This is a genomic window from Bradyrhizobium ottawaense, assembly GCF_900099825.1.
In the GTDB taxonomy this organism is placed as follows: Bacteria; Pseudomonadota; Alphaproteobacteria; order Rhizobiales; family Xanthobacteraceae; genus Bradyrhizobium; species Bradyrhizobium ottawaense_A.
In genome coordinates, this window is sequence record NZ_LT629693.1 from 3,749,789 (window position 1) to 3,774,685 (window position 24,897).

The following is a 24,897-nucleotide window of genomic DNA, read 5'->3' on the forward strand; positions in this document are numbered from 1 at the left end:
CGGATTAAAAGGATTCGCCACAATTCCCTCCCTCCCTCCCAAGGCACGGCTTGTCGGTCGCTCAACGCAGACGCATCTCGACGCTTATCATGGGCCGCTTTGCGCGGAACATGGCGGCGCGTGCCAGCGGCGGGACGGTGGCGCTATCGCGGCTGTGGCCGGGCCGGGCCGACCGCCTGATCATCGCGCCGCATGATCTGCGGACCGCGGACGCCACCCGCGCCGCCGAAATCTATGCCGGCCGCTTCGTCTTCGCCGGCAAGATCGTGACCTGCCACGGCCGCTCGATCTTCGACCTCGAGCCGCCGTCGGAAGACTGGGAGGTGGCGCTGCTCGGCTTCGGATGGCTGCGGCACCTGCGTGCCGCCGATACCGCGCTGACTCGCGCCAATGCCCGCTCGCTGGTTGACGACTGGATCTCGAATCCGACGCGCCGGCGGCCGCTCGAGCGCCGCGCCGACGTGCTGGCGCGCCGGGTGATCTCGCTATTGTCGCAGGCGCCGCTGGTGCTCGGCGACACCGACAACAAGTTCTATCGCAAATATCTGCGCGGACTGACCCGCGAGATTCGCTACCTGCGCTACACGATGATCGACATCGCCGACGGCGTGCCGCGCCTGCAGGTGCTGATCGCGCTCTGCTACGCCTCGCTGTGCCTTGCCAACCAGGCCAAGCACATCCGTTCGGCGACGCGGCGGCTTTCCGATGAACTGCAGCGGCAGATCCTGCCCGACGGCGGCCACATCTCACGCAATCCCGGCGCGCTGGTCGAACTGCTCAGCGACATGCTGCCGCTGCGCCAGACCTTTGCCGCGCGCAACATCGCGCCGCCGCCGGCGCTGCTGAACGCGATCGATCGCATGATGCCGATGCTGCGCTTCTTCCGCCACGGCGACGGCAGCTTTGCGCTGTTCAACGGCATGAGCAACGCGCCGTCCGACCTGGTCGCGACCCTGCTCGCCTATGACGACACCCACGGCGTGCCGATGTCGAGCATGCCGCATACCGGATTTCAGCGCCTCGATGCCGGTGCCACCACCGTCATCATCGACACCGGCCCGCCGCCGCCGCCGAATGTCAGCCAGGACGCGCATGCCGGCTGCCTGGCGTTCGAATTGTCATCAGGACCGAGCCGGATCGTCGTCAATTGCGGCATGCCCTCGACCGGCCGCGACAACTGGCGGGCCTTTGCGCGCTCTACCGCGGCGCATTCGACCCTGACCTATCACGAGACTTCATCGTGCCAGTTCGTCGAATTGTCGGCGATGAAGCGCCTGTTGCAGGGCGCGCCGGTCGTCAGCGGCCCGTCCAATGTCGAGAGCTACCGCGAGGCGGTGGCGAACGGCGATCTGCTGCACACGTCGCATGACGGCTATCTCGCGCGATTTGGCGTCGTGCATCGCCGGGTGCTGATGATTGCCCAGGACGGTGCACGGCTCGACGGCGAGGACACGGTATCGCCGGCGCCGGGCGCGCGAATCAGGGGCAACGAGACCGACTTTGCCCTGCGGTTTCATCTGCATCCTGCCGTGAAGGCGAGCCGCCTCAGCGACGCCCGCGGCGTCATGCTGGTATTGCCGAACCGCGATGTCTGGACCTTCGAGGCGCTCGACGACAAGGTCGACCTCGAGGACAGCGTCTTCCTGGCCGGCAATGACGGCCCCCGCCGCACCGCCCAGATCGTGATCCGGCAGAATTCGCGGACCGCGTCTTCGATCCGCTGGAGTTTTGTGCGCTCGACCACCTCGCCCTCGGCCACGAATGCAAGGCGCAACGCCCGCCGCGAGCCGGAATTGCCGTTGTAGGCCCCCTTTCCGGCCCCGGCCTCGCCCGGGCAGGGGAGATTTCCACACCTGAATCCGGCTGGTTTCTGACCGGTTTCATGGCCGCCAAAACCATGCTACCGGGCTGGCTTACCAGCCAGGATATTCCCCATGACCGACCATCCGCGACGCGTCACCCGCGCTCTGTTGTCCGTTTCCGACAAGACCGGCCTGATCGAATTTGCAACCGCACTGGCCGGCCACGGCATCGACCTCGTCTCCACCGGCGGCACCGCCAAGGCGATCGCGGCGGCAGGGCTGAAGGTATCGGACGTTTCCGATCTCACGGGTTTTCCGGAAATGATGGATGGACGGGTCAAGACCCTGCACCCCAAGGTGCATGGCGGCTTGCTCGCGATCCGCGACAACAAGGAACATACCGAGGCGATGAAGACGCACGGCATTGCGCCGATCGATCTGCTGGTGGTGAACCTGTATCCGTTCGAGGCCACCGTCGACAAAGGCGCCGGCTACGAGGATTGCATCGAGAACATCGACATCGGCGGCCCGGCGATGATCCGCGCCGCGGCCAAGAACCACGACGATGTCGCCGTCGTGGTGGAAGCTTCCGACTACCAGGCCGTGCTCGACGAGCTCGCCGCCAACAAGGGCGCCACCACGCTGACGCTGCGCCGCCGCCTCGCCGCCAAGGCCTATGCGCGCACCGCGGCCTATGACGCCGCGATCTCGAACTGGTTCGCGGTTCAGCTCAAGAACGATGCGCCGGACTACCGCGCCTTCGGCGGCCGCCTGATCCAGTCGCTGCGCTACGGCGAGAACCCGCACCAGACCGCGGCCTTCTATGCCACGCCGGACAAGCGCCCCGGTGTCGCCACCGCGCGGCAGTTGCAGGGCCGCGAACTCTCCTACAACAACATCAACGACACCGACGCCGCCTATGAATGCATTGGCGAGTTCGAGGCCAACCGCACCGCCGCCTGCGTCATCGTCAAGCATGCCAACCCCTGCGGCGTCGCCGAGGGCGCCGACCTCGTCAGCGCTTATCGCAAGGCGCTGGCCTGCGATTCGACCTCGGCCTATGGCGGCATCGTCGCGCTCAACCGCACGCTCGACGCGGAAGCCGCGCGCGCCATCATCGAAATCTTCACCGAAGTCATCATCGCCCCCGACGCGACCGAAGAGGCGATCGCGATCATTGCCGGCCGCAGGAATTTGCGGTTGCTGCTGGCGGGCGCCCTGCCCGATCCGCGCAGCGTGGGCCTGACCGCGAAGACGGTGGCCGGCGGCATGCTGGTGCAGAGCCGCGACAATGCCGTGGTCGAGGACATGGCGCTGAAGGTCGCGACCAAGCGTGCACCGAGCGATGCCGAACTGCGCGATCTCAAATTTGCGTTCCGGGTCGCCAAGCACGTCAAGTCCAACACCATCATCTATGCGAAGGATCTCGCCACGGTCGGCATCGGCGCCGGCCAGATGAGCCGGGTCGATTCCGCGCGCATCGCCGCCCGCAAGGCGCTGGATGCCGCGGCCGAGATGAAGCTCGCCGAACCCCTGACCAAGGGCTCGGTGGTCGCCTCCGACGCGTTCTTCCCGTTCGCCGACGGCATGCTGGCCTGCATCGAGGCCGGTGCCACCGCCGTGATCCAGCCCGGCGGCTCGATGCGCGACGAAGAAGTGATCAAGGCCGCCGACGACCACGGCATCGCCATGGTCTTCACCGGCGTGCGGCACTTCAGGCATTGAGTTGTCGTCCCCGCGAACGCGGGGACCCATAGCCACCGGCCGTTGTTGAAAGACAACTGGCAGCCGCCCAAGCACGATGGATCACGCGGTATAGGTCCCCGCGTTCGCGGGGACGACGGGTTACTCCCTCACCCGCGCCAGCAGCGCCAGCCCCGCGACGAAGAACACCACCAGCGTCGCCATGCCCGCTTTCTGACTCGCCGTGACCGCCGTGATCGCGCCGATCAACAGCGGCCCGATGAACGAGGTGACTTTTCCGGTCAGCGCGAACAGTCCGAAATATTGCGCGATGCGGTCCTTCGGCGCGAGACGGATCAAAAGCGTACGCGACGCCGCCTGCAGCGGGCCACCGGCAGCACCAATCAGGCAGCCAAGCACGAGATAGGCGCGCTCGGCCGCGCTGGAGAACAATGCGGCGCCCGGCTCGGGCGGCGCGACCTTCACGAAGAAAATCGAATCCTTGTCGACCAGCAGGATCGAGATGATGGCGAACAGCAGGACCATCATGCTGCCCGTGATCACCTGCTTTGGCCCGAGGCGATCGTCGAGCTTGCCGCCGAGCCAGGCGCCGAGGGTTCCGGCGATGGCGAGAATGATGCCGAACGTGCCGATCTGGATCGTGTGCCAGCCGAAGGTGCCGGCAGCGTAGATGCCGCCGAAGGCAAACAGCGATACCAGGCCGTCGGTGTAGATCATGTTGGCGAGCAGGAACGTCGCCATCGCCTTCTGCTTCGGCAATTCGCCGAGCGTCCGCCTTAAGCCCGTCAAGCCTTCGCGCAGTGCCGCGCGCAGCGGCCGACGCGCCGGATAATCCGGCGTTAGCAGGAACATCGGCAGCACGAAGATGATGAACCAGATGCCGGTCAAAGGACCGGTGATGCGGTCGCCCTGATGCGTGACCGGGTCGAGACCGAACAGCGGTGAGAGGCCGAACAGCGTGCGACCGGTGTCGGGATTGGCGGCGAGAAAGCCGAGCACGAGGATGAGGCTGAGGATACCGCCGATATAGCCGGTGGCCCAGCCCGTGCCGGACAATCGTCCGATCTTGTCCGGCGGCACCAGCGTCGGCATCATCGCATTGTTGAACACGGTGGCGAATTCGACGCCGACGCTCGCAATCGCATAGGCCAGCAGCAGCAGCGGGATCACGGCGGGATCGCCGGGTTTGCCGAACCACATCAGGCCGGAGCCGATCACCAGCAACACGCCAAAGCCTGCGATCCACGGCTTGCGCCGGCCGTTGGCATCGGCAATCGCGCCCAGCACCGGCGACATCAGCGCGATCATCAGCCCTGCGGCCGCGGTGGCAAAACCCCACAGCGCCTGCCCGCTGGCCGGATCCGGCGCCACGAAGCTGGCGAAATAGGGCGCAAACACGAAAGTGGTGATCAGCGTGAAATAAGGTTGCGCTGCCCAGTCGAAGAAGATCCAGCCGATGACGGCGGATTGGCGCGGGTATTGCTGCGGGATTTCGCCGCCAATAGCCTCGGAAGCGATCACCGCCATATCCCGGATTTCCCTTAACATAGCGTTTTCAAGCGAAGTGGACCCGGTTCGCGTGAAGAAAACGCGTCAAAATAAAGAGTCTGGAGCCCCGTCTCGATGCAATCGAGATGGGATCCAGTCACGCGAAGGCGTTTTGCCCGGCGCATGCGATCCCATATAGCATGCGTCACCCATGCTTGTGCGGTTGCCAGGCGTTACACGGGCTCCAACTGCGGCGGATTTTTGATGGCTGTGTTTTCATCCGGGTGGCGCGCAAAAATCTCGGCGCTCGTGCTGGCGTTTGCCTGCGTTGTTCCGGCCGTTGCGCAGGAGCGCCAGGTCTATTCGCCGCCGGACCTCACCACCGTGCATGCCGCTCCCGCCGAACACGGCATGGTGGTCGCGCAGGAGAAACTTGCAGCCCAGGTCGGCGCCGACATCCTGCGTCAGGGCGGCAATGCCGTCGACGCCGCGGTCGCGACCGGCTTTGCGATGGCCGTCACCTATCCGCGCGCCGGCAACATCGGCGGCGGCGGCTTCATGGTGATCCATTCGGCCGAGCGCCATGAAGACGTCGCGATCGATTATCGCGAGACCGCGCCTGCGGCGACCACGCGCGACATCTATCTGGGGCCGGATGGCAAACCCGACGCCGAAAAGTCGCGCAACTCCGCGCTCGGCATCGGCGTCCCCGGCACGGTTGCGGGATTGACGCTGGCGCTGGAGAAGTACGGCTCCGGCCGTTTCACGCTGGCGCAAATCCTCAAGCCCGCCATTGAGCTGGCGCGCGACGGCTTCGTGGTCACCGATGACATGGCCGACACCTTGCCGGACATGTACCGCCGGATGGCGCGCTGGCCGAATTCCGCCAAGGTCTTTTCTCACGTCGACGGCACGCCGCTGTATGATGGCGACCGGTTGATACAGCCCGACCTTGCGGCAACGCTGTCGGCGATTGCCGAAAACGGATCGCGCGCCTTCTACGAAGGGCCGATCGCCGAGAAGCTGGCGAAGGCCGTCAGCAACGCCGGCGGCATCATGACGCCGGAAGACCTGAAATCATATCAGGCGGTGATCCGCAGCCCCGTGCGCGGCAACTATCGCGGCTACGACATCGTCTCGATGCCGCTGCCGTCGTCGGGCGGCACCGTGTTGCTGGAGACACTGAACATCCTCGAAGGATTTCCGATGTCCGACATGAAGCAGGGCTCAGCGCCCTCCTTGCATGTCATCATCGAGGCGATGAAGCGCGCTTACGCCGACCGCGCGCGCTATCTCGGCGATCCCGCTTTCGTCAATGCGCCGGCCGACATCCTGATCTCGAAGGACTACGCCGCCAAACAGCGCGCTGCTATCGACCTCGCGCGCGCGACGCCGGCCGAGGCGTTAATGGCGAAGACGCCGCGCGAGGGCAGCAACACCACGCATTACTCGGTGGTCGACTCCAGCGGCAACGCGGTCAGCAACACCTACACCCTGAATTTTCCCTATGGCGTCGGCCTCGTCGCCGACGGCATCGGCGTGCTGCTCAACAACGAGCTCGACGATTTCACCGCGGCGCCCGGGGCGTCGAACGCCTTTGGCCTTGTCGGCTTCGAGGCCAACCTGCCCGGCCCCGGCAAACGGCCGCTATCGTCGATGTCGCCGACCATCGTGCTGAAGGACGGCAGACCGGTGCTGGTGACGGGGACACCGGGCGGCAGCCGCATCATCTCGGCGGTGGTACAGATTGTCGTCGACGTCCTCGACTACAAGATGGATGTGGCCGCCGCGGTGGCAGCCCCGCGCGTGCACCACCAGTGGATGCCGGACCGCGTTCTGGTTGAACGCGGCTTTCCCTCAGATGTCCTGGATGACCTGAAGGCAAAAGGCCATGAAGTGGTCGAGCCGCTCGGCCAGACCTCGGCCAATTCGATTGCGGTGACGGCCAACGGCCTGCTCGGCGCGCCCGATCCGCGCACCCGCGGTACGACGGCGGCGGGACAATAAAACGATCGGGATTTGCCGGGCGGCGGCATCGGCGTAAGGTGCCGCGCGCCACGTCAGCCGGCCGGCGTGGGATGCCGCAAGGCCGGTGCAAGACTTCCGGGGGGAACATCATGAGCACGGCCGAACCATCGGGCGCGATCGAAACCGTACCGATCGAGGACACCAGCCTTCTCGCTTTTTATCGCGACATGAACCAGCCGGAACGCCGGACGTTCTGGGCCTGCGCCGCGGGCTGGGCGCTCGACGGCATGGACTTCATGATCTATCCGCTCGTGATCGGCACCATCATCGTGATGTGGAAGGTCGATCCGGGCAGCGCTGGACTTGCCGGCACCGTGACGTTGCTGGCCTCCGCGATCGGTGGCTGGCTCGGCGGCTATCTCGCCGATCGCATCGGCCGGGTCAGGACGCTTCAGCTCACCATCCTGTGGTTCTCGTTCTTCTCGCTGGTCTGCGCCGTCGTGCAGAATTTCGATCAGCTGATCATTGCACGCGCGCTGCTGGGCCTGGGCTTCGGCGGCGAATGGGCTGCCGGCGCGGTGCTGATGGGCGAGGCCATCCGCGCGCAATATCGCGGTCGCGCGGTCGGTTCGGTGCAGTCGGGCTGGGCGGTCGGATGGGGCCTCGCGGTGCTTTCGCAGGCGATCCTGTTCTCGTATTTGCCGCCCGAACTCGCCTGGCGCTGGATGTTCGCGATCGGCGCGTTGCCGGCGCTCCTGGTGTTCTATCTGCGCCGCTACGTCACCGAGCCGGAGATCGCCGCGGCCACGCGGGTCAAGCAAGCCGCCTCGGGTGACCGGCCGGCGCTGTGGGAGATTTTTTCAGGACCGATCCTGAAGACCACCATCCTGGCATCGCTGATGGTCACGGGCTGTCAGGGCGGCTATTACGCCATCACCTTCTGGGTGCCGCGTTTTCTCACCGTCGAGCGCAAGCTCTCGGTGGTCAGCTCGACCGGCTACCTCTCGGCGCTGATCATCGGCTCGTTCGCCGGCTATCTCGTCGGCGCCTGGCTTGCCGACCGCATCGGACGGCGCAACCTGTTCCTGACCTTCTCGCTCGGCGCCATCGCCATTGTGATCCTCTATACCCAGCTGCAATTGACCAACGAGATGCTGTGGCTGCTGGGCTTCCCGCTCGGCTTCTTCGCGTCGGGCTACTTCTCCGGCGTCGGCGCGTTCCTTACCGAGCTTTATCCGACGCGGCTGCGCGGATCGGGGCAAGGCTTCTGCTACAATTTCGGCCGTGGCATCGGTGCCCTGTTTCCGTTCCTGGTCGGATGGCTCTCGACCTCGACGACGCTTGCCAACGCGATCGCAATCTTTGCCGTCGCCGCTTATGGGGTGTTCTTCATTGCCGCCTTCGCGCTGCCGGAAACCCGCGGCAAGGTTCTGCATGCGGATGGGTAGGTAAGGCGCACGTTTCGTTGCACGGTGACTTGCGATCTTGCTCCGTCGTTCCCTCCCCCACCGCAAGTCGGGCTTGCCCGACTTGCGCATGGGTCAAAATGCGCAACCGGGGTAAACCCCGGTTGCGTGCGGGGGGAGGGCTAGGGAGAGGGGTAAGCCACAGCACCGGGCTCGCGGCTATCCCCCTCCCCAGCCGCAAGTCGGGCCTGCCTGACTTGCGCATAGTTAAAATACGCAGCCGGAGTAGACTCCGGTTGCGTGGGGGAGGGAGTCAGAGTTTCTTGCGTCCATAACTGGAGTTGGTTCCATGACATCCCTCAAAGGCAAGACGCTGTTCATCTCCGGCGCAAGCCGCGGCATCGGGCTCGCCATCGCGCTGCGCGCCGCGCGCGACGGCGCCAATGTCGCGATTGCCGCCAAGACCGCCGAGCCGCACCCGAAACTCAAGGGCACCATCTACACTGCCGCTGACGAGGTTCGCGCCGCCGGCGGCAAGGCGCTGCCGGTGCTGTGCGACATCCGCGACGAGGCGCAGGTGATCGCCGCCATCGATGCGACCGTTGCCGAATTCGGCGGCATCGATATCTGCGTCAACAATGCCAGCGCCATCAGCCTGACCGACTCGCAGATGACCGACATGAAGCGCTACGATTTGATGATGGGCATCAACACCCGCGGCACCTTCATGGTGTCGAAATACTGCATCCCGCACCTGAAGAAGGCGGCCAACCCGCATATCCTGATGCTGTCGCCACCGCTCGACATGAAGGCCAAATGGTTCGAGCATTCCACGGCCTATACGATGGCGAAGTTCGGCATGAGCATGTGCGCGCTGGGGTTATCCGGCGAATTGAAATCAGCCGGCGTCGCCGTCAATGCGCTGTGGCCGCGGACCACGATCGCGACCGCCGCGGTCGGCAATCTGCTCGGCGGCGACGCCATGATGCGCGCCAGTCGCACGCCGGAAATCATGGCTGATGCCGCCCACGCCATTTTCACAAAGCCGTCGCGCGAATTCACCGGACAGTTCTGCATCGACGACAAGATTCTCTACGCCAGCGGCGTCAGGGATTTCGAGCGCTACCGCGTCGACCCCACGGTGTCGCTGATGTCGGATTTCTTCGTGCCCGACGACGATGTGCCGCCACCCGGCGTCGGCGTGCAGGCCCTGCCCTCGGTTGGCGCCGCGCAGAAGTCGCGCTAGAACCGCGTCGCCGACGGATCGGTTGGGGAGAAAGCGCGTGCGCTGGCTGAAGTGGGTCGCCGTCGGGTTGGTGCTGACCGCAACGGCGGCCGCCGGCGTCATCACCCGTCCCGATCGCGCCATTCGGGTCGCCACCGGCGTGGTTGCGCATAATGTCTGTTCCAAGACATTCGTCTCGCGCCTCGATCCGCAGACCGTGTTCGCGGAAACCATCGGGCGCGACGGCCTGCGCCGTTTGCGACTGGTGCTTCGGATGCAGGTCGATCGCGCCGCGAAGACGGTCGATGCGTCGGCGGCGGGATTGCTCGGCAGCCGCGCAGTCTTTCATGACGGGCTCGGCTGCGTGCTGCTGCACGGCCCCGACCCCTATGTCCTCAAGAGCGACCTCGATGCGCTGAAGGTGCCGAAAGCGCCGCCGCTGCTGGGCGAGATTGCCGGCCCCGGCATCGTGCAGCCGTCCGATCCCGCACTGAGGACCGCGCTCGATCATGCCTTCGAGGAGCCCGCCGAGCCGCCGTTCCGGCGGACCAAGGCGGTGGTCGTCGTGCATGACGGCAAGGTGATTGCCGAGCGCTATGCCGACGGCATCGGAATCGACACGCCGCTGCTCGGTTTTTCCATGACGAAGTCGGTCATCAACGCGTTGATCGGCATCCTGACGCAGCAAGGGTTGGTGACGCCATCGATGCCGGCGCCGATCCCGGAATGGCGCGGCGACCTCAGGCGCGAGATCGAGGTCGAGCACCTCCTGCGCATGACCACCGGGCTGGCGCTCGACGAAACCAATAGCGGTTTCGATCCCTCCAGCCAGATGGTGTATTTGCACAACGACATGGCCGGCTTCGCGGTCAACGCCGCCGTCGTCGCCCCCCCGGGCTCGCGCTGGGCCTACTCCAGCCCGACCACGCAAATCCTGGCGCGCATCATCCGCGATGCCGTCGGTGGACCGGAGCAGACACTGGCGTTTGCGTGGCGCGAATTGTTCAATCCGCTCGGCATGCGCAACGTCACGCTGGAATTCGACGGCGCGGGCACGTTGCAGGGCTCGACTTACATGCTGGCGAGCGCGCGGGACTGGGCAAAATTCGGCCTGCTCTATCTCAATGACGGCATCGTCGGCGGCAAACGCATCCTGCACGAGGACTGGGTGGATTTTTCGGCCGCCGCGACGCTCGACACCGACTACGGCGCCGGGTTCTGGACCAATCGCAGCGATCACCCCTCCGCCAGGGGACGCGTGCGGCTCGGTATTCCCCGTGACGCATTCTTTGCGTCCGGCGATCTTGGCCAGCGCATCGTGATCATGCCGTCGCAGCATTTGGTCGTGGTGCGTCTCGGCGACAGCGTCGATCCGACCGGGGATATCAGAGGACTCGGGCGGCTGGTGAAGGAAGTGATTGGGGCGGTGCAGCCTTGAGGCCGTCATTCCGGGGCATCGCGCAGCGATGAACCCGGAATCTCGAGATTCCGGGTCTGGTCCTTCGGACCATCCCGGAATGACGGGACGGATGCTACCGCCCAATCACATACGGCCCGCCCTTTTCCAACGCCCGCGCATAGGCCGGGCGCGCATGAATGCGTTCGAGGAACGCCATCGCCTTGGGATGGCCCTGTTCCAGTCCGCCGCGCGCAGCGGCGGCTTCCAGCGGAAAACTCATCTGGATATCGGCGCCCGTAAAATCGCTGCCGGCGAACCATTCGCTCTTGGCGAGTTCGCCTTCCCAGTAATCCATGTGCTGCTTGAGCTGCGGATTGACCAGCGTGGTCAGCGCCTGATTCGAAACCTTGCGCACCAGCGGCCGCAGCAAGGCCGGCGCCCGCTTCGGCATCAGCGTGAACAGCAGCTTCAGCAGCAGCGGCGACATCGCGGAGCCTTCCGCGTAGTGCAGCCAATAGGTGTAGCGCAGCCGCTCCGGCGTATTCGCTGATGGAATCAGGCGGCCGTTGCCGTAGGTGCCGATCAGGTATTCGCAGATCGCGCCCGATTCCGCGATGGTGTTGCCGTTGTCGGTGATCACGGGCGACTTGCCGAGCGGATGGATGGCGCGCAGTTCCTTCGGCGCGCGCATGTCCGGCTGCCGTTGATAGCGGACGATCTCGTAGGGGACGTCGAGCTCTTCGAGCAGCCAGAGCACGCGCTGCGAGCGGGAATTGTTGAGATGATGCACCGTCAGCATGGCCGTCCCCCGGATTGATGGCGCGTTGGTGCCAGCCGGCCGCGCGAAAGTCGAGATAGGTCATCGCTGGACGGGCCTTTTGACAGAACTAATTTACCCGGGTAATATAGCTGTGAACCTGAGGAATCCCATGAATCCCGCCATCGACCCAGCCTATGTCGCCTTTGAGGGGGACCGCCGCATCGGATCGGGCAGTCTCCGCGACGTCGCGCGTGCCGCGCGGGAGGCGCTCGACCGGCGCCAGGACGCCTCGATCCTGGTTTTCGAAGGCGGGTCCAGCGCGCTCGTCGATCTCGACCTGCGCGGCTCGGTCGACGACGTGCTGGCGCGAATTCCGCCGGCCACAACGCCCGCGGCGAGCGAAGATACCGCGATCGCTGCGCCCCGCGGTCCGGGCCGACCGAAACTCGGCGTGGTCGCACGCGAAATCACGCTGCTGCCGCGGCATTGGGACTGGCTGGCGCAGCAAAAGGGCGGCGCCTCGGTGGCGATCCGCAGGCTGGTCGACGAGGCACGGCGCCTGAACGAGGACGGGGACCGTATCCGCCTCGGGCAGGAAGCGGCCTATCGCTTCATGTCCGTAATGGCCGGCAACCGGCCGCATTACGAGGAGGCGATCCGTGCGCTGTTCGCCACCGACCCGCGCCGTTTCGAAAAATTGATCGCCGAATGGCCCGCGGATATCCGCGACCACGCCGCCAGACTGGCGGAGCGGGCGTTTCCGCGCGAAATCTGAGGCAAGAAACTGAGGCAAGTCCGGTTGATCCCGTCGATCCGAGCCGCTAGGCTTGAAATGATAGGGGTCATATAAGAACCGCCGCCTTGGGGAGACCGCCGTGAGCTCAAATCCGCAATTCATGTTCGATTTCGGCAGCCCGAATGCCTTTCTGAGCCACGAGGCGATCCCGGCGATCGAAAAGCGCACCGGCGTGAAATTCGAATATGTCCCGGTGCTGCTCGGCGGCATCTTCAAGGCGACCAACAACAAGTCCCCGGCCGAAACGCTCGCCGGCATCAAGAACAAGCGCGAGTTTCACGCGCTGGAGACCGAGCGCTTCGTCAAGCGCTTCGGCGTCAAGCCTTACGTCATGAACCCGTTCTTTCCGGTCAACACACTGAACCTGATGCGGGCGGCGGTCGCCGCTCAGCTCGAGGGCGTGTTCGAAAAATATGTCGAGGCCGCGTTCCATCACATGTGGGTCGAACCGAAGAAAATGGACGACCCGGAAGTCGCGGTGAAGGCGCTGACCGCCTCCGGCCTCGACGCGGCAAAGCTGCTGGCGCGTTCGCAGGAGCCCGAGGTGAAGGCGAAGCTGATCGAGAACACGCAAGCCGCCGTCGAACGCGGCGCGTTCGGCTCGCCGACCTTCTTTGTCGACAAGGAAATGTTCTTCGGCAAGGAGCAGTTGCGCGAAGTCGAGGAAATGGTTTCGGGGAAATAGGTCTGTGACCCTCATGGTGAGGAGCCGCGCATTCGCGCGGCGTCTCGAACCATGAAAGCCGGTTTTTGGCGCCATCCTTCGAGACGCGGCGAAGACGTCGCTCCTCAGGATGAGGACTGGAGAGCAAAATGCAAAAACGCAACGCCACCGTGGCCGTCATCGGCGCCGGCGATTACATCGGCGGCGAGATCGCCAAGAAATTCGCCGCCGAAGGCTTTACCGTGTTCGCCGGCCGGCGCGACGGTGCCAAGCTGGAGCCGCTGGTCAAGGAGATCGAGGCGTCAGGCGGATCGATCATGGCGCGCACGCTCGATGCACGGAAGGAAGACGAGGTCGCAGCCTTCCTCAACGACGCCGACACGCACGCCCCGCTCGAAGTCTGCATCTTCAATGTCGGCGCCAACGTCAATTTTCCGATTCTGGAAACCACCGACCGCGTGTTTCGAAAAGTCTGGGAAATGGCCTGCTGGGCCGGCTTCCTGGCGGGGCGCGAGTCAGCCCGGCTGATGGTGCCGCACGGCAGGGGCAATATCTTCTTCACCGGGGCGACCGCGTCCTTGCGCGGCGGCAGCGGCTTTGCCGCCTTTGCCAGCGCCAAGTTCGGACTGCGTGCGGTGGCGCAATCGATGGCGCGCGAGCTCGGGCCGAAAAACATCCACGTCGCGCACCTGATCATCGATTCCGGAGTCGACACCGCCTGGGTGCGCGAGCGCCGCGAACAGCTCTGGGGCAAGGAAGCGCTCGATAATCCCGACCTCCTGATGCCGCCCGCCTCGGTCGCCGCGTCCTATTGGCAACTCTACCAGCAGCCGCGCAGCGCCTGGACGTTCGAACTGGAGATTCGCCCGTTCGGCGAGAAGTGGTAGAATGGCGATTGGCGCGTAGCGAATGGCGAATGGGCTTTCCCCTATTCGCCATTCGCCACTCGCTATTCGCCCCCTAAGAACAACAACAAAAGGAATCCTTGTCATGCGCGTTCTCGTGGTCGGCGCCGGAGCCATCGGCGGATATTTCGGCGGCAGGCTGCTTCAGGCAGGCAACGACGTGACGTTCCTGGTCCGGCCGAAGCGCGCTTCCGAGCTCGCGAGCGCCGGTCTCGTCATCAAGAGTCCGAACGGTGACGTCACGCTGAAAAATCCGCCGACCGTGCAGGCAGATAAGCTCACGGAGAAATTCGACGTCATTTTGCTGAGCTGCAAGGCCTTCGACCTCGACGACGCCATCAAATCTTTCGCGCCGGCGGTCGGGCCGCAGACGTCTGTTATTCCGATGCTCAACGGCATGCTGCATCTGGATATTCTGGACCAGAAGTTCGGCCGCGAGCGCGTGCTCGGCGGCCTCTGTGCGATCGCGGCCACCCTCAACGAGAAGCGAGAGGTCGTGCAGCTCGCGCCGATGCAGTCGCTCAATTTCGGCGAACGGGACGGCACAATGTCGGATCGCGTCCGCGCCATCGCCAAGATCATGACCAACGGCATCACCGGCGCGGTTGCCAGCGAGAACATCGTGCAGGAGATGTGGGAGAAGTGGGTGTTTCTCTCCACCCTCGCAGCCTCAACCTGCCTGATGCGGACATCAGTGGGCAATATCCTGGCCGCACCGAACGGCAGGGATTTCATGCTCGGCATGCTGGATGAGACCAGCGCGATCGCGAAAGCGGCCGGCCACGCGCCGACCGGGCCGTTCTTCGAACGCACCCGCGGCTTGCTGACATCAGAAGGCTCGCAAATGACCGCGTCGATGTTTCGCGACATCAAGGCAGGCGCCGCCATCGAGGCGGATCACGTCATCGGCGATCTCGTCGCGCGTGGCGATGCCGCAAAGGTGCCGCTGGCAAAGCTGCGCACGGCCTACACGCATCTCAAGGCGTATGAGAAACAGCGGGGGTGATGTTCTTACCCTCCCCTGGAGGGGTCCGAGACGAGCGAAGCTCGCTCGTGGGTCGACGCGAAGCGGCGGGGTGGGGTGACGGTCCCTCCTCGCGAACAGTGCCCGAGTTGAGAGATCACCCCACCCCGTCACGCATCTTGCGATGCGTGCCCACCCTCCCCCTCCAGGGGAGGGTAAGCGCGCAAAGCCGGCATCTCACAAATTCGCCAGATAATGCGCCAGCGCCTCGATCTCCTCCTCGCTGAGGGGATAGGCGACGTCGGCCATGACAGCCATGGCGCCGCCGGCCCGGACGCCCGACTTGTAGTCGCGCAATGCCTTCACGAGATATTCCTCGCGCTGGCCGGCGATGCGGGCCACCGCCTTGGTGCCGGCGAAACTGTCGGTATGGCATGAGGCGCAGCGCCGCCCGGCGGCGGCCTGGGCGCCCTTTTTCGACAGATCGGGATTATCGTCGGGCTTCGACGCCTTCGGCGGCGCGAGCTGCGCAAAATAGGCGCCAAGGTTGCGGATATCGTCGTTGGTGAGCTGTTCGACGACCGGCTGCATCTGCTCGTTCTTGCGGGTGCCGGCGCGGAAGAACACCAGTTGCCACTGGATGAACTGATCGAGCTGGCCCGCCAGCGAGGGAATGTTCTCGGTCTGCGAAATGCCGTTGTCGCCATGACAGCCGGCGCACAATTCGGCCTTCTCCTTGCCGGCGGCGATATCGGCGGCATGGCCAAGCGAGCTGCAGGCGATCAGCGCCGCCAACGTCGTCCCGATTAACGTTTTACGCATCGCAGCTCCTTTGGCTGTCATTGCCGGGCTTGACCCGGCAATCCATCACGTTTGCAAAAATTTCTTGTTTTGATGGATGCCCGGGTCAAGCCCGGGCATGACGATCGAAGTGGGATCGCCAACATCTCAAATGAAAAGGCTGCGGCGAGTTCCATCACTGGACCTGCCACAGCCTTTCTTCGCCAAAGCCTTACTTCTTGCTGTAGCTGATGCGGTAGATCGCACCGGCCCAGTCGTCGGCAACCAGGATCGAGCCGTCCTTGGCCAGAATGATATCGGCCGGACGGCCGAGGTAGCCCTGGTCGCCTTCGAGGAAGCCGGATGCAAAGACCTCCTTCTTGGCGTTCTTGCCATCGGGACCGACGGTGACGCGCGTGATGTTCGCACCCTGGTATTTATGCCGGTTCCACGAGCCGTGTTCGGCGATCAGGATCGAGTTCTTGTAGTCGGCGGGGAATTGATCGCCGGTATAGAACTTCATGCCGAGCGGAGCCACATGCGCGCCGAGGTTCAGCACCGGCGGTGTGAATTCCGAGCACTTGTGACCCATCGCGAATTTCGGATCCGGCAAATCGCCCTGGTGGCAATAGGGATAGCCGAAATGCTCGCCGATCTTGTTGATCATGTTGAGCTTGTCGCTCGGCAGATCGTCGCTGATCCAGTCGCGGGCGTTTTCGGTGAACCAGTATTTGCCGGTGCGGGGATCGACGTCGCCGCCGACGCTGTTGCGGACGCCGAGCGCATAGACCTCGGCATTGCCGGTCTTGGGATCGACGCGGCGGATCTGCGACACGCTGGTCGGGGGAATGCCGATGTTGAAGGGAGGTCCGAACGGAATGTAGAACCAGCCTTCCTTGTCGACCGCGATGTATTTCCAGCCATGCGCGGCGTAGGACGGCATGTCGTCATACACCACCTTGCCGTCGCCGAGCTTGTCGAGATTGGCTTCGGCGTTCTCGTACTTGATCAGCTTGTCGACCGCGATGACATAGAGCGCGCCGTCGCGGAACGCGAGGCCGGTCGGCATGTTGAGGCCCTTGAGGATGGTCTTGACCTCTTTCTTGCCGCCATTGTCGGTGATCGCATAGACGTTGCCGAGGCCGAACGAGCCGACGAACAGCGTGCCCTTGTCGCCCCAGGCCATCTGACGCGCCGCCAGTACGTTCGAGGCATAGACCTCGATCTTGAAGCCCGCGGGCAGCTTGATCTTCTTCATCAGCGTCGCCAGTTCGGCGTCGGAAGAGCCGGTCGGCGGACCGGATGGCGGCGCCAGGCCCTTCTGGGCTTCGGTTTCATCGCCGAGGAACCAGTCGTCCGGCGGATGGGTCCAGAACTCCTTGGTGCCGGACTCGTATTTCTTCAGCGGCTTCTGTTGTGCGTTGGCCTGACTGGCCCCCGCGACAACGAGGATCGCCGTGAGCGCAAGAATAGATCGATTGAAGGCCGATTTCATCGCGTCACTCCCTATGCAGCCTGGTAGCTGCGCCTGTTATTTTTGAACGTTCGAGAGACGAATTTGGTCTGGTGAGGTGGAACAGACGGCAAAATGGTAGCACATCCAGTGCGGGTGAAAAGCGTACGATACTCTGCTCGGTCAGACCGAAACGAATTGAGAGAAAATTTTCTGGCCCGCGGTTTCGTTTGGGACTTTTTTGCGACCGCGCGCGTGCAGCGCAATATTCGTGCGAAGCTAACGCACGCGACGTTTGGGCGGAATGCAGCGCCAGGGCGCGGCGTGAGTTCGGCTGGGCGCCGAGGTACCTGGACCCGCGAGCGGGATCGCAGCCGTTTCCGGCCGATCGCACTACCTCCCTTTTAGCCGTTCGATGGTGAGACGGGCCGTGCCGGTGTTGTTGCGGTAGAAGGCGCGATACAGGCCCGGAATTCCGATTACGGCGTCGTTGACGAAAACAAACAATTCGCCATCGCGGGTCGGCCTGAACGGAAACTGGATGACGGGATCGGTGGGATCCGGGTCGTAAAACGTTTCTTCGCCGCCCACCTCGCCAAACCGCAGCACGATCCGGAACCAGTCGTGGTTGAACTCGCGCCGAAATGGCAGGAGCAGCGAGTAATAGAGGCGGATGTACCAGGGCGGCGGCGCTATCGTGGGAAACCCGCCGATCGGAAAGTCGTAGTGCGTGAGGCCATTGCTCCACGCTTGAACCGGTTCGACCGGTACGATCGTTGCACGGTAGTGCGCGCCGCGCGTGAGCATGATGCCTGTCGGCACGCAAAGGTCTGATGGTCCGAAATCGACCGGATTACTCTTCGTGTCCTTCGGATCAGTGTTCGGACCGGGCTCCTTCAGCTCGACCAAAGGAGGCTTGCTGCCTTCGCAGGTCGCCCCGGCGACATCAAGCACATCGAAAAGCAAATGGCTGACGAGACCGGCGGCGAGATAGACGAACATCACCGCGAAGAAGGCCGGCGCTATCTTCCTTTTCAGACCTTCATGAAAGCCGATGTAGAACCGGTTGCTGCGCAGACGATAAACGAAGTTGTCCGGCAGGCCCGTGGGCGCGTGGGACGTTTTCCCCCAGATCGAGGCCATCACGCTTGAAGTGCGCGACGCAATTTTGGAGGACAGGAACAGCAGGCCTGTGACCAGGCCCGCCATGACAAGGAACCATTCCGGCGCGCGGGCATAGCCATCGGTCCAGGTCGAGGCAAAGTTCGGTAAAAACGAGCCGAGGAAGCGGACCAGGTCGGACGCCCAGCGGAACGGACTGGTGAGCTCGTCGACCTTCTGCGCGCTGCTCAGGAGCGGGAACATCAGCAGCCACACCGTCGCGCCGACGGTGGCGAAATAGGCGATGCGGCGCGCCCAGACCCAGTTCCACACGTGTTCCTGCGCCAGCGCGCGTTGCGCCCCTTCCGTTCTGGTTTCGAAGGGTTCGCGATCGGGCGCTATCCTGAACTGATCCGGCGATACGATCTCGCCATCCTCCTTGACGACGTCATAGAACGGCGGAAGCCCGACCGGCGCATAGGCCTGCGCATGGTTGTCGATGCGCCGGAAAACACTCTCGTGGATCTTGGCGCGCTGGACCTCTATCTCGTCATCCTCCTCCTTCTTCGATTCCCGATAGAAGTGAGGCACCAGCTTGCGCGGCCCGTAGCGATAATAGCCGCCGAGCCCCTTGCGCGGATCGTAGAGCCGTCCGTCCTTGTCCCGTTTCGAAATGGCGTTCTTGAACGTGTCCGGATCGGCTCGCATCAGGTCCGGCTTGTCGGGCTGGTTGGCGTAGTCCGACTTGAACCGGAGCCCGCAGCGCTGCGCTTCGGTGATCATCCAGACGAACGGAATGTAGGCCAGTGCATCGTCGGGATAGCCGCCGCCGACGTTGGTGTGCACGCCGGCGAACCAGACCTGGCTGACGCGCTCATCCTTGATGAAACGCCGCCCTTGCGGATCGACGGTTTTCCCGCCGCTTTCCTCGTCGCTCTCGTCCCAGAGCTGGGGGTGGAAGGTGGTTCGCTCCTCGTCCAGCGCCAGCGCCTGGCAGGCGCGCATGATATCGGGGTGCGGCCGATGGTCGTCCGGAAGTTCGATCGGCCAGAGGTACTTGTGAATGCCGGCGGTCATCTCACTGATCGGCATGCCGTAGGCGGCGACCGTATCCCAGACCCCGACGAATCGGATCTTGACGTGCTTGCGCACCTCCTTCGGCGGATAGTGCGGAGGGAACAGGTTGCGGATCGCCTGGTACGGCCGCTCGAGCTTCAGGTGTTTGTAACGCGCCCGGCGATAGGCGCGGTAGGCGGCCTTCGCCAGGCTGTCGAGTTCGGCCTCGCTGTCGGCCTTGACGAGCCCCTGGCTGACGATCAGCCCGATCACGATCCGGATCGTGAAGGCGCCGCGGCTGAAGCCGAAGCCGAACAGTTCGTCTTCGGAGTCGTGGTAGTTGCGGCAGGCGAACTTGTAGAGCGCGATGACGTTGCGCCGCAGCCCGAGGCCGAACGCGCCGCCGAGGATTGCCATCGGCTTGAACGAGGAAGTGCCGACGCCGTCGTCATAGAGCGCGACCTGGTCGTTGCCGGAAAGATCCAGCGCCTCGAACGTGCGCCAGACATTGGTGCGCCAGACCTTGGCAGCCGAATTGCCGGTGCCGTCCGACAGCAGGATGATTTTTCGGCCCATGGGAATGCCCCGCCGAGGTATAAAATGAATCTACAACCTCAGGTGTCGAAGCATCGCACGTTCCCAGCGGATTAAAAAGCGAGCTGGGTCACACCTGCGGATCAAAAAACAACAAGGCCGCCAAAAGGCGGCCTGTCGTTGCGTCAGTGATTTGCCAATTGAGAAAATCTTGGAGCGGGCGAAGGGGCTCGAACCCTCGACCCCGACCTTGGCAAGGTCGTGCTCTACCACTGAGCTACACCCGCATCCGAGATGGCGACGATCGCTCGCCGACAACGGCAGAGCTATGCCAAATGCCGACCGCGAATGCAACAGTGCGAACGCGATCTGGCGCCATCCGAATAATCCGCGCCTGTTAACAAATAGGCACGAATCGGGTCGAAACGACGCCGAAACGGACCTAATCCGGCCCTTTTCGCCGATCTCGGGAACCCGGGATCGGGCTGAAGCATTCCGGGGAGACGAATCGAGGCGGATCGCCGGCGCGATCGGCTGGATCAGGGCCCGGTTCGCCACGGCCAACGGGTCGTCCGGCGGAGCCCGGTGCGGATTGATTTTTGCGTCCAAACCGCCATTTAGCTGACAAGAACTTGATCTCCAGCCGTGCTAGAAGCGGCCGGTCAGACCCATCCAGCATTTTATCGAGACATCAGGCGAGGATACCGTGACCATCATTGAGCAGGGCGGCGGCCCGGCGCCGCAGGCAGTACCCGATCTGATCAAAGAGACGACCACCCAGACCTTCGTTCAGGACGTCATCGAGGAATCGAAGCGCCAGCCGGTGCTGATCGACTTCTGGGCGCCCTGGTGCGGTCCCTGCCGTCAGCTCACGCCGATCATTGAAAAGGCGGTCCGCGCGGCCAAGGGCAAGGTGAAGCTGGTCAAGATGAACATTGACGAGCATCCCGCGATTCCCGGCCAGATGGGAATTCAGTCGATCCCGGCCGTGATCGCCTTCGTCAACGGCCAGCCGGCCGATGGCTTCATGGGCGCGGTGCCGGAGAGCCAGGTCACCGCCTTCATCGACAAGCTCACCAAGGGCGTGGCGGCGCCGGGCGAGCCGAACATCGCGGAAATCCTCGGGGAGGCCGAGGCCGTGCTGGCGGAAGGCGATGCCGCTGCCGCCGCGCAGATCTATGCCGAGGTGCTGGGTGTCGACGCCACCAATATTGCGGCGCTGGCCGGATTGGCGAAATGCTACGTGACGACGGGCGCGATCGAGCAGGCCAAGCAGACCATTGCGATGGTGCCGGAATCCAAGCGCAACGACGCCGCCGTGAAGGCGGTCCAGGCCTCGATCGATCTGGCCGAGCAGGCCCAGGCCGTCGGTCCGGTCACCGAGCTGGAACAGAAAGTCGCCGCAAACCCGCTCGATCATCAGGCGCGATTCGATCTGGCGACCGCGCTCAACGCCCAGGGCAACCGCGCCGAAGCGACCAACCAGTTGCTCGAAATCATCCGGCGCGATCGCAAATGGAACGAGGACGGCGCCCGCAAGCAACTGGTGCAGTTCTTTGAAGCATGGGGCGGCGCCGACGAAGCCACCGTGGACGGACGAAAGCGGCTGTCGACCCTGCTGTTTTCGTAGAAGTTTAGTGACCTAGCCCCGAGACCGCAGATGCCGATCAATGCCGAATACCGCGGACCCGGCGAACTTCCCGAAACCATTCCGGTGTTCCCGTTGCCCGGCGCGCTGCTGCTGCCGCGCGGCCAGATGCCGCTCAATATCTTCGAGCCGCGCTATCTGGCGATGGTCGACGACTCCCTGCGCGACGGCCACCGGCTGATCGGGATGATCCAGCCGGATCTTGCGCACAGCAAGGACGAATCCCGCCCGGCGCTGTTCAAGGTCGGGTGCGTCGGCCGCATCACCCAGCTCGCCGAATCCGGCGACGGCCGCTACATCCTCGAACTGACCGGCGTTTCGCGCTTCAAGGTGGTCGAGGAACTCACCGTGCTGACCGCGTACCGGCAATGCAAGGTGGATTTCTTTTCCTTCGTCGACGATTTCGTCGCGCGCAAGGGCGAGGACGCCGTCGACCGTACGGCGTTGCTCGAGGTGCTGACCGATTTTCTCAAGGCCAACAATCTGAAAGTGGATTGGGAAGGCATCGAGAGCGCGCCAAACGAAGCGCTGGTCAACGCGCTCGCGATGATGTCGCCCTATGGGCCGGCGGAAAAGCAGGCGATGCTGGAAGCCGCCGACCTCAAGACCCGCGCGGAAATCCTGATCGCGGTAACCGAGATGGACCTCGCCAAGAAGCGTACCAGCGGCGACACCGGGCTGCAGTAGGCTCGTTCGTCACTCCGGCAATCCCGCGCGTCGCAAGCCCTCGGCAAACACGGCTAGATCGTCCGGGCGACGGATCGACAGCCAATCCCTGAGACCGGAAATACGAAGCGTGGGATCGAGCGCGCGCAAGCGATCCATCGCCCGGCGGCCCTCGTCGATACGGCCGGCCAGCGCGTGGCTCGCCGCGACGACGCCAACCACCATCAGAAAGCTCGGCAAATCCCTGGATGCCTTTTCGGCCCATGCAGAGGCGTCGTCGAAACGACGGGCGAACAGATGCGCCGCTGCCATCCCGGCCTGCATCCGGTAAGTTTCCGGATCGAGCGGGCTAAAGCGCATGGCGCGCTCGAAATGCGCGATGGCGTTGTCGGGCTCTCCCAGCCAGACCCGCAAAAATCCACCGAGAAACCAGGCCGCCGCCAGATTGGGATTGAGCATCACCGCCCGATCGAGCAAGGCAATACCGGCATCGAGATCGCCGCTGAGATGCGCCAGCGCGTGGCCGCTTCGCGTTAGCGCGACCGCGTCGTCCCGGCCGAGTTCGACACCCAGGCGCGCCAGCCGGATGCCCTCGGCAATCTCGCGCGCGGGATCGATCATCCAGCCATTGACCTTGCGCCAGAAGTGACACCATGCGGCCGCGCCGTGGGCTGACGCATAATCGGGATCGAGCTCGATGGCCTTCTCGAACAACGGCAGGGCTTCGTCGATGGCTTCCTTCGTACCCCGATTCAGATCGGCCATCCCGCGCAGATAATAATCATACGCGTTGAGGTTTTCGGTCGGTTTGCGTTTCGCTCGCTCAATCTCCGCGCGCTCGAGCTGCGGCGCGATGTTGCCGACGACGTCGGCGGCGATCCGATCCTGCAATTCGAAGATGTCGTCGAGCGTGCCTTCGAACCGTTCCGCCCAAAGATGCGCCCCGGTCGTGGCGTCGATCAGCTGCCCCGTGATGCGCACCCGGTTCGCCGCCTTGCGCACGCTGCCTTCCAGCACGTAACCCACGCCCAGCTCGCGGCCGATCTGCTTCACGTCGACGGCGCGGCCCTTGTAGGTGAAGCTCGAGTTGCGGGCGATGACGAACAGCCAGCGATGGTGCGACAGCGCGGTGATGATGTCTTCCACCACGCCGTCGGCGAAATATTCCTGTTCCGGATCGCCGCTCAGGTTCTGGAAGGCCAGCACGGCGATCGACGGCTTGTCGGGAAGGGCCGGCGTAGTTACGGCCGCGGCTTCCGGTTTGGCGATCTTCGCCGCGGATGTATCGACCCCATCCTGCGCATTGATTTCCCTGACCTCGCCTATGAAGCGAAATCCCTTGCGGGCGATGGTGCGGAGGAGGCGCTGCTCTCCGCCGCTGTCGCCGATCGCCTTGCGCACCGCATTGATATGGCTGGTCAAGGTCGATTCGGAAACGGTCCGGCCGGCCCATACCGCATCCAGCACATCGTCCTTGCTGACGACGTGGACACGGTTCTCGACCAGATAGAGCAGCAGGTCGAAGACTTGCGGCCCCATGGCGACCGCGCCCGATCCGCGGGTGAACTCCCGCCGGTCGGTGTCGAGGACGCAATCTTCGAACAAGAACTGCACTTCGGCACTCCCTGCCCCGTACTGCCGCGATTTCTATCCTTGGACGAAACTCCAAGGGAAACTCAATAGCAATCCAATGACGCTGCAAGGCTTTCTGTCCGCCTCGCGCGCATTCTTCGGTTGCCGGCCCGTTGGACGGGCACCAAACCGGAGAAAAATCATGAAGATCGTCGTTATTGGAGGCAGCGGCCTCATCGGATCCAATGTTGTCAGCAGGCTGCGTCAAAATGGCCACGAGGTTGTGGCAGCCTCGCCAAAATCGGGCGTCAATTCCATCACGCGCGAGGGCCTGGCTGAGGCTATGTCCGGCGCCCAGGTCGTCGTCGACGTCGCGAACTCGCCTTCGTGGGAAAACGACGCGGTGCTGGCGTTTTTCCAAACCTCGACCCGGAACCTGCTGGCCGCCGAGGCCGCCGCCGGGGTCGGACTCCACCTCGCATTATCCATCGTCGGCAGCGAACGCTCCCCCGAGAACGGCTACTTCCGCGCCAAGAAGGCGCAGGAAGACCTGATCAAGGCGTCCGGGCGGCCCTTCACCATTCTGCGCGCCACGCAATTTTTCGAATTCGTCGGCGGCATCGTTGAATCCGGCGCCGACGGCGACAAGATTCGACTGTCGCCTGCGCTGTTCCAGCCGGTTGCGTCGGATGACGTTGCCGCTGCCCTCGCCGATCTTGCGGTCGCACCACCCGTCAACGGCACGGTCGAAGTCGCCGGAGCCGACGCCGCTCCGCTCGACGAGATGGCGCGGCAGTTCCTTGCCGCAAAGGGCGACCGGCGCGCGGTGATCGCTGATGTCCACGCCCGCTACTTCGGCTCCGAACTGGACGATCAATCGCTGACGCCAGCCGGCAAGGCGCGGATCGGCGCTATCAGGTTCGCGGACTGGCTCAGCCACGCATCGGCCAAGCAGGTTAATGTGCCGGCGCATTGATCGCGATTTTCGTGAGGGGTCTGAGGGTGG

19 protein-coding genes and 1 tRNA gene are annotated in these 24,897 nt (G+C 64.0%); 13 read left to right on the forward strand and 7 right to left on the reverse strand.

Features of this window, described 5'->3' with window-relative positions; genetic code table 11:
- Positions 1-89: 89 nt before the first annotated feature.
- Both BLR13_RS17505 and purH read left to right on the forward strand, forming a co-directional pair.
- Positions 90-1,805: a heparinase II/III family protein gene (locus BLR13_RS17505; RefSeq protein ID WP_074821288.1), complete on the forward strand. Its 1,716-nt coding sequence runs from the start codon at positions 90-92 to the stop codon at positions 1,803-1,805.
- 129 nt (positions 1,806-1,934) lie between these two features.
- The gene (gene purH, locus BLR13_RS17510) at positions 1,935-3,527 is read left to right on the forward strand and encodes a bifunctional phosphoribosylaminoimidazolecarboxamide formyltransferase/IMP cyclohydrolase (protein WP_074821284.1); all 1,593 of its coding nucleotides are present in this window, start codon (positions 1,935-1,937) and stop codon (positions 3,525-3,527) included.
- Positions 3,528-3,647: 120 nt separating this feature from the next.
- Here the strand turns inward: purH and BLR13_RS17515 are convergent, their stop codons facing one another.
- Positions 3,648-5,033, reverse strand: coding sequence for an MFS transporter (locus BLR13_RS17515; RefSeq protein ID WP_074821279.1), 1,386 nt, complete (start codon positions 5,031-5,033; stop codon positions 3,648-3,650).
- Between the two features lie 225 nt (positions 5,034-5,258).
- Between BLR13_RS17515 and ggt the strand changes: the two genes are divergently transcribed.
- From ggt to BLR13_RS17535, 4 genes are all read left to right on the forward strand, one after another.
- Positions 5,259-7,001, forward strand: coding sequence for a gamma-glutamyltransferase (gene ggt, locus BLR13_RS17520; protein WP_074821276.1), 1,743 nt, complete (start codon positions 5,259-5,261; stop codon positions 6,999-7,001).
- Positions 7,002-7,111: 110 nt separating this feature from the next.
- Positions 7,112-8,410 carry an MFS transporter gene (locus BLR13_RS17525; protein ID WP_074821272.1) on the forward strand — a complete coding sequence of 433 codons (1,299 nt, stop codon included), beginning with the start codon at positions 7,112-7,114 and terminating at the stop codon, positions 8,408-8,410.
- A gap of 307 nt (positions 8,411-8,717) precedes the next feature.
- Positions 8,718-9,614, forward strand: a complete 897-nt coding sequence (locus BLR13_RS17530) for an SDR family oxidoreductase (protein WP_074821269.1) — start codon at positions 8,718-8,720, stop codon at positions 9,612-9,614.
- Positions 9,615-9,651: 37 nt separating this feature from the next.
- The gene (locus tag BLR13_RS17535) at positions 9,652-11,031 is read left to right on the forward strand and encodes a serine hydrolase domain-containing protein (protein WP_244525199.1); all 1,380 of its coding nucleotides are present in this window, start codon (positions 9,652-9,654) and stop codon (positions 11,029-11,031) included.
- 94 nt (positions 11,032-11,125) lie between these two features.
- Here the strand turns inward: BLR13_RS17535 and BLR13_RS17540 are convergent, their stop codons facing one another.
- Positions 11,126-11,791: a glutathione S-transferase family protein gene (locus BLR13_RS17540; RefSeq protein ID WP_074821266.1), complete on the reverse strand. Its 666-nt coding sequence runs from the start codon at positions 11,789-11,791 to the stop codon at positions 11,126-11,128.
- A gap of 130 nt (positions 11,792-11,921) precedes the next feature.
- Here BLR13_RS17540 and BLR13_RS17545 point away from each other — a divergent pair, with 130 nt between their 5' ends.
- The 4 genes from BLR13_RS17545 (at position 11,922) to panE (ending at position 15,123) form a co-directional block, all read left to right on the forward strand.
- On the forward strand, positions 11,922-12,527 hold the full coding sequence (locus BLR13_RS17545; protein ID WP_074821259.1) for a DUF2239 family protein: 606 nt from the start codon (positions 11,922-11,924) through the stop codon (positions 12,525-12,527).
- 121 nt (positions 12,528-12,648) lie between these two features.
- On the forward strand, positions 12,649-13,233 hold the full coding sequence (locus BLR13_RS17550) for a 2-hydroxychromene-2-carboxylate isomerase (RefSeq protein ID WP_074821257.1): 585 nt from the start codon (positions 12,649-12,651) through the stop codon (positions 13,231-13,233).
- Positions 13,234-13,361: 128 nt separating this feature from the next.
- Positions 13,362-14,099 carry an SDR family oxidoreductase gene (locus BLR13_RS17555; protein ID WP_074821255.1) on the forward strand — a complete coding sequence of 246 codons (738 nt, stop codon included), beginning with the start codon at positions 13,362-13,364 and terminating at the stop codon, positions 14,097-14,099.
- Positions 14,100-14,202: 103 nt separating this feature from the next.
- Entirely contained in the window at positions 14,203-15,123 is a 921-nt protein-coding gene (gene panE / locus BLR13_RS17560) for a 2-dehydropantoate 2-reductase (RefSeq protein WP_074821252.1), read from the forward strand.
- A 195-nt stretch (positions 15,124-15,318) separates the two neighbouring features.
- Here the strand turns inward: panE and BLR13_RS17565 are convergent, their stop codons facing one another.
- The 4 genes from BLR13_RS17565 to BLR13_RS17580 all read right to left on the reverse strand — a co-directional run bounded on the left by BLR13_RS17565 (position 15,319) and on the right by BLR13_RS17580 (position 20,292).
- Positions 15,319-15,903 (reverse strand): c-type cytochrome, encoded by a 585-nt coding sequence (locus BLR13_RS17565; RefSeq protein ID WP_074821249.1) that lies wholly within the window; start codon positions 15,901-15,903, stop codon positions 15,319-15,321.
- A 190-nt stretch (positions 15,904-16,093) separates the two neighbouring features.
- Positions 16,094-17,356, reverse strand: a complete 1,263-nt coding sequence (locus BLR13_RS17570; RefSeq protein ID WP_074821247.1) for a PQQ-dependent sugar dehydrogenase — start codon at positions 17,354-17,356, stop codon at positions 16,094-16,096.
- 351 nt (positions 17,357-17,707) lie between these two features.
- Positions 17,708-20,047 carry a DUF2235 domain-containing protein gene (locus BLR13_RS17575; RefSeq protein WP_083387601.1) on the reverse strand — a complete coding sequence of 780 codons (2,340 nt, stop codon included), beginning with the start codon at positions 20,045-20,047 and terminating at the stop codon, positions 17,708-17,710.
- A gap of 170 nt (positions 20,048-20,217) precedes the next feature.
- Positions 20,218-20,292, reverse strand: a tRNA-Gly gene (locus BLR13_RS17580).
- 419 nt (positions 20,293-20,711) lie between these two features.
- On the opposite strand from BLR13_RS17580, the gene trxA reads away from it, so the two are divergent.
- Complete coding sequence (gene trxA, locus BLR13_RS17585; RefSeq protein WP_074821241.1) at positions 20,712-21,635, forward strand: thioredoxin; 924 nt, start codon at positions 20,712-20,714, stop codon at positions 21,633-21,635.
- A gap of 30 nt (positions 21,636-21,665) precedes the next feature.
- On the forward strand, positions 21,666-22,340 hold the full coding sequence (locus tag BLR13_RS17590) for an LON peptidase substrate-binding domain-containing protein (RefSeq protein WP_074821238.1): 675 nt from the start codon (positions 21,666-21,668) through the stop codon (positions 22,338-22,340).
- A gap of 9 nt (positions 22,341-22,349) precedes the next feature.
- Here the strand turns inward: BLR13_RS17590 and BLR13_RS17595 are convergent, their stop codons facing one another.
- Positions 22,350-23,933, reverse strand: a complete 1,584-nt coding sequence (locus tag BLR13_RS17595; protein WP_074821235.1) for a winged helix-turn-helix domain-containing protein — start codon at positions 23,931-23,933, stop codon at positions 22,350-22,352.
- Between the two features lie 160 nt (positions 23,934-24,093).
- Between BLR13_RS17595 and BLR13_RS17600 the strand changes: the two genes are divergently transcribed.
- On the forward strand, positions 24,094-24,867 hold the full coding sequence (locus BLR13_RS17600; RefSeq protein ID WP_074821231.1) for an SDR family oxidoreductase: 774 nt from the start codon (positions 24,094-24,096) through the stop codon (positions 24,865-24,867).
- Positions 24,868-24,897 lie beyond the last annotated feature (30 nt).